This is a genomic window from Deltaproteobacteria bacterium (assembly GCA_016213065.1).
In the GTDB taxonomy this organism is placed as follows: domain Bacteria; phylum UBA10199; class UBA10199; order SPLOWO2-01-44-7; family SPLOWO2-01-44-7; genus JACRBV01.
In genome coordinates this window covers 1-5,602 of record JACRBV010000057.1, presented here as the reverse complement: position 1 = coordinate 5,602, position 5,602 = coordinate 1, and the positions used below count along the sequence as shown (strand labels likewise).

Annotated in this window: 6 protein-coding genes; 4 read left to right on the top strand and 2 right to left on the bottom strand. The window is 45.4% G+C overall.

Annotated features, from left to right (window positions below; translation table 11 throughout):
- A partial coding sequence (pnp, locus tag HY877_03205) for a polyribonucleotide nucleotidyltransferase (GenBank protein MBI5299286.1) occupies positions 1-1,557 on the top strand: 1,557 nt, incomplete at its 5' end.
- Here the strand turns inward: pnp and HY877_03200 are convergent.
- Positions 1,550-2,149 carry a dephospho-CoA kinase gene (locus tag HY877_03200; protein MBI5299285.1) on the bottom strand — a complete coding sequence of 200 codons (600 nt, stop codon included), beginning with the start codon at positions 2,147-2,149 and terminating at the stop codon, positions 1,550-1,552. The two genes, pnp and HY877_03200, sit on opposite strands and share 8 nt — an antisense overlap.
- Positions 2,150-2,328: 179 nt before the next feature.
- Here HY877_03200 and HY877_03195 point away from each other — a divergent pair, with 179 nt between their 5' ends.
- Genes HY877_03195 through HY877_03185 form a run of 3 tightly spaced genes read left to right on the top strand, consistent with a single transcriptional unit; the run spans position 2,329 to position 4,750 of the window.
- Positions 2,329-2,880, top strand: coding sequence for an arginine decarboxylase, pyruvoyl-dependent (locus tag HY877_03195; GenBank protein ID MBI5299284.1), 552 nt, complete (start codon positions 2,329-2,331; stop codon positions 2,878-2,880).
- Between the two features lie 6 nt (positions 2,881-2,886).
- Positions 2,887-3,729 carry a carbon-nitrogen hydrolase gene (locus tag HY877_03190; protein ID MBI5299283.1) on the top strand — a complete coding sequence of 281 codons (843 nt, stop codon included), beginning with the start codon at positions 2,887-2,889 and terminating at the stop codon, positions 3,727-3,729.
- Positions 3,730-3,754: 25 nt separating this feature from the next.
- Entirely contained in the window at positions 3,755-4,750 is a 996-nt protein-coding gene (locus tag HY877_03185) for an agmatine deiminase family protein (protein ID MBI5299282.1), read from the top strand.
- Between the two features lie 189 nt (positions 4,751-4,939).
- Here HY877_03185 and HY877_03180 read toward each other — a convergent pair.
- Positions 4,940-5,602, bottom strand: a 663-nt coding sequence (locus HY877_03180) for an RCC1 repeat-containing protein (GenBank protein MBI5299281.1), incomplete at its 5' end; no start/stop codon positions are given.

Genomic DNA, 5,602 nt, shown 5'->3' with positions numbered 1-5,602 from the left:
GTGGTAATGGTGGAAGGGGGAGCAAACGAAATTCCGGAAGCGGACATGATTGCCGCCATTCGTTTTGCGCATGAATCCATTCAACCTGTTTTGCTTATTCAGGAAGAGTTGGCCAAAAAAGCAGGCAAACCAAAAATGACAGTGCCCTCAGCAGAAGTCGATCCTGCCTTGGTTCAAAAGGTTAACGATTTTATCGGAAACCAGATCAAACAGGCGATTAGCATTACAACAAAACAAGAGCGAAACTCGACCATCCGGAATTTGAAAACGTCTCTTCTCACATCGGTTTGCTCCTTGGGTGAGGAAGATTCAAATTACAAAACAGTCCAGAAATTATTTGAAGACACTCTGTATAAAATTTTCAGAAATAAAATTCTGTCAGAGGGTCGTCGTGTGGATGGACGCACCACAAAAGATATTCGCAACATTTCGTGCAAAGCCGGATTGTTGCCCCGCACACACGGTTCTGCATTGTTTACCCGCGGCGAAACACAGGCTCTTTGTGTCACTACGCTCGGTTCTTCCGATGACGAACAGCTTATCGATGCTTTGGGCGAAGTTTATTACAAACGCTTTATGCTCCATTATAATTTTCCTCCGTTCTCAACGGGTGAAGTAAAATTCCTGCGTTCACCGGGACGACGGGAAATTGGACACGGTGCTTTGGCAGAACGCGCTTTGTCCAAAGTCCTTCCCTCACAGGAAGATTTTCCCTACACCGTTCGGGTTGTTTCTGAAATTTTGGAATCAAATGGTTCTTCGTCCATGGCTTCTGTTTGTGGCGGTATTCTTTCCCTGATGGATGCGGGTGTTCCGATCAAAGCTCCTGTGGCAGGTATTGCCATGGGTCTTATCAAAGAAGGCGATCGCTATGCCATTCTCTCCGATATTTTGGGAGATGAAGATCATTTGGGTGACATGGATTTCAAAGTGGCCGGAACCAAAAAGGGTGTGACCGCGTTGCAGATGGATATCAAAATCACAGGTCTCTCCGACAAACTTTTGGAAGAGGCACTCACACAAGCCCACGAAGGCAGACTTTTCATCTTGGGCGAAATGGATAAAACATTGAGCAAACCACGCGAAGTTCTTTCACCCCATGCGCCAAAAATCACAACCATCAAGATTCCGGTCGATAAAATCGGAGCTCTTATCGGACCGGGCGGAAAAAATATTCGTTCGATCGTCGATGAAACCGGTGCAAAAGTTAATGTGGAAGACGACGGGACCGTCAGTATTTTTGCGGTCGATCAGGAATCCGGTGAACGCGCACTCAAACGCGTGAAAGAAGTTTCAGCCGTTGCTGAAGTTGGAAAATATTACCGCGGGACGGTTGTCAAAATCATGGAGTTTGGAGCCTTCGTTGAATTTATGCCAAATCAGGACGGTCTGGTTCATATTTCTCAGCTTGAAAATCATCGGGTCAAAGCAGTCACCGATGTTGTGAAAGAGGGAGATGAGATCGTCGTCAAGGTTCTGGAAGTCGATCCCAACAGCGGCAAAGTCCGTCTCTCACGCAAAGATGCCGTCGGACACGAAAACGAGGTTGTTAACTAGGCAACTTGCTGAAGATTTTTAGCACTTGGGCTCTTGTTGATTCCGGGTCTTTGCTATTATCAATCACAAAGTGGGCTTTTTTGGTTTTTTCGGTTAACGGAAGTTGAGCGTTGATTCTTGCCTTGATTGCTTTTTCATCTAAGTGGAATTTCTTCTTGGCTCGTTCTATCTGCGTCTTTTGATCTGCTGAGACAACAATAATGGCCGACAGCGGTTCGCTTTTGTCCCAACCGGCTTCGAAAAGAAGCGGAATTTCCAGAATAACTCTCGTATGACCCTGAAGTTTGAGAGCTTCTATTTTTTGATGCATGGTCTCACGGACTTTGGGATGGATAATGGCTTCCAGCCTTTTGCGTTGTTCGGGATTATTAAAAACAATTTCTGCCAATTTGTGCCGGTCCAGATTTCGATCATTCAATAAAACCTCTTCACCGAAATTCGAAACAATTTGACGCCAAGCCGTTCGGTCGGGTGCGGTGACTTCGTGGGTGAGTTGGTCGGCATCAATGCGGGGAATTCCCAAATCTTCAAACATCCGGCTGACTGTCGATTTGCCCACGGCAAAACCGCCGGTCAATGCAATTTGTTTCATAAAACTCACATGCCATTGGGTTGAAAATTTGTAAAGTAAATATCCAAATAAAGGATTCAATGTTTTTTATCTTTAGTCCATGGTCCTTGGTCACTGGTCCATAGTCTGTTTTCCGCAATTTCTTCTTGTACCCCCTGTTGAAATATGTTAGCCGCCACTCTTTAAAAGAGGAGACAAAAATGAGAGGTTTCGTACCCGAGAGGTTGTTTTTAACAAAAGGTGTTGGTCGTCATCGCGAAAAATTGCAAAGTTTTGAAATGGCATTACGCGATGCCAAAATTGCCAAATACAATCTGGTTCGCGTCTCCAGTATTTTTCCGCCAAACTGCAAAATTATTCCACGCGAAAAAGGAATCAAACTTCTGCACGCCGGCGAAGTGGTTTTTTGCGTTTTGTATGACAACTGCACCAATGAACCGCACCGTTTGGTTGCCGCTTCTGTGGGTCTGGCCCTTCCAAAAAATTCAGATCATCACGGTTATCTTTCCGAACACAAAAGTTTCGGACAAACAGAGCAACAAGCCGGTGATTATACCGAAGATTTAGCCGCCGAAATGCTTGCCACAACACTGGGCGTCCCTTTCGAAGCCGACAAATCATGGAATGAAAGAAAAAATCTCTGGACCATCTCCGGAGAAATCGTGAAAACATTGAACATCACGCAATCGGCCATCGGCGATAAAAGTGGTCTTTGGACAACTGTGGTGGCCGGTGCCATTTTCGTTCCGTAACTCTCTATGAGTTCTGTCAATCTCGGTCTCATTCAAATGCGCTGTAGCACAGAGCCGAAGGCGAATTTTTCCAAGGCTGAGGCATCTATTGCGCGGGCTGTTCAACAAGGCGCTCAAATTGTTTGTTTGTCGGAACTTTTTGCCTCCCTTTATTTTTGTCAGACACAAGATCCAAAATTTTTTGAATTGGCGGAAGCGATTCCCGGTCTGTCAACCGATCTCTTAAGTCAGTGGGCCAAAAAATTTAAAATTGTATTGGTGGCCTCTCTCTTCGAAAAGACGAAAGAAAAAAAATATTTCAACACGGCGGTGGTATTTGATGCCGATGGAAAATTTTTGGGAAAATATCGGAAGACGCATATTCCCGATGATCCGGAACATTATTATGGAGAAAGTTATTATTTTTCTCCGGGAGATTTGGGTTATCCTGTTTTCAAAACAAAATTTGGAACGATTGGCGTTTTGGTTTGCTGGGATCAGTGGTACCCCGAAGGCGCGAGGGCTTTGGCATTAAAAGGTGCCGAAATTATTTTTTATCCCACCGCCATTGGTTTTCAGGTTGCGGGCCCCAAAGATATTAACAAGGCGGAACAAGAGGCTTGGCAAATTATTCAACGCAGTCATGCTATTGCCAATAATGTTTTTGTGGCGGCGGTGAATCGTGTTGGGACGGAAGATCATCTTAATTTTTGGGGGACCTCTTTTGTTGCCGATCCTCTGGGACGTGTTTTGAAAATGGGAAGTGAAAATAAAGAAGAAGTGGTGGTAACTTCCTGTGATCTGAATTTTATCAAAGAGGTCCGCAAAGATTGGCCATTCCTTGATTGTAGGCGCACTGATGTCTATTAAAACACCAAACGAATTAGGCTTCCGAATGCCCGCGGAATGGGAAAGGCATGAAGGGACTTGGCTCACATGGCCCAAAGATCCGGTCACATGGCCCGATCGCGTGCCACAAGTTGAAAAAGTTTATCTTGAAATGATTCATCATCTCACCACTCATGAAAAAGTTTTTTTATTGGTCGATGATAAAGCGACCGCACAGAAAATTCCCAAGCTGAAGAATCTTGTTGTTCATATTATTCCGACGATTGATTCATGGATCCGCGATTATGGCCCCAATTTTTTGGTGCATGAAAAAAATGGGGGGAAAGAGCTGGCCTTTAATCATTGGGAATATAATGCTTGGGGTGGGAAATATGAAGAGTTGATTGCCGATACCAAAATTCCACAAAAAATAGCTCCACTCCTTAACTGTCCCGTTTTTGAGCCCGGCATTGTTTTGGAAGGGGGTTCCATTGAAGTAAATGGAGTTGGCACTTGCCTTACTACCAAACAGTGTCTCTTGAATAAAAATCGCAACCCTCATCTTTCGAAAAAGGAAATTGAAGAATGTCTAAAAAATTATCTGAAAGTGCGCCAGATCATCTGGTTGGAAGAGGGGATTAAAGGGGACGACACGGATGGACATATTGATGACATCGCCCGCTTTGTGAACGCTTCCAACGTTGTTTGCGCGGTGGAAGAAGATCCGGCTGATGAAAATTATAAATTGTTGCAGGAGAATTTTAAGATTTTGCAAAAATCACGCGACCAGAGCGGAGAAAGATTGACGGTCATCCCTCTTCCCATGCCCACACCCATTGGAGAAGAAGACGGAAAACCCCTTCCGGCAAGTTATGCCAATTTCTATATCGCGAATGATCTGGTTTTGGTTCCGGTTTTTCAGAGTAAGAAGGATAGTAACGCTTTAACAATTTTCGAGAAATTTTTTCCAAATAGAAACGTTGTGGGAATCCCCTGCCAAGACCTCGTATGGGGACTTGGTACTATTCATTGCGTGACCCAACAGCAACCGGCTTGTAAATAAAGGGCACCTCTAAAAACCTATGAAAACCACAATTTGTCATTCCTCGCTGTGCTTCGAATCCACTTTGTTATCAAGCAGATCCTTCACGGAGTTTACCCTGAGCGCGAGCAGATTCTTCGCTCCGCTCAGAATGACAATAATGGCGAAGGGTTCAGGATGACAAGCGGGGTTTTTAGAGGTTCCCTAAATCTAAAACGCTGAAACTTGCACGGGTGTGTCTCTTTCTGTCGTACTACCATCACCCAGTTGGCCATTGCTATTGTACCCCCATGCCCACACGGTCCCGTCACTCTTGAGAGCTAAACTATGAACAGAGCCACCCGCAATTGCCGTAACCCCGCTCAAATCAGATACTTGCACAGGGGTATGTCTCTCTGTCGTAGTTCCATCACCCAGTTGGCCGAAGTCATTGGCTCCCCATGCCCATACGGTCCCGTCACTCTTGAGAGCTAAACTATGATTATTAGAAAAGCCACCCGCAATCGCTGTAACACCACTCAAACTGCCCAAAACCTGCACAGGGGTATGTCTCTCTGTCGTAGTTCCATCACCCAGTTGGCCGTAGGTATTGTATCCCCACGTCCACACGGTTCCGTCACTCTTAAGAGCTAAACCATGACCATTACCGCTCGCAATCGCCGTAACTCCGCTCAAACCAGACACTTGAACAGGAGTGTCTCTCTCTGTTGTAGTTCCATCACCCAATTGGCCACTTCCATTGTACCCCCATGCCCACACCGTTCCATTACTCTTGAGTGCCAAACTATGACTGCTACCACCGGCAATCGCGGTGATCCCGCTTAAACCAGACACTTGCACAGGAGTGCTACTATTTGTCGTTGTTCCATTACC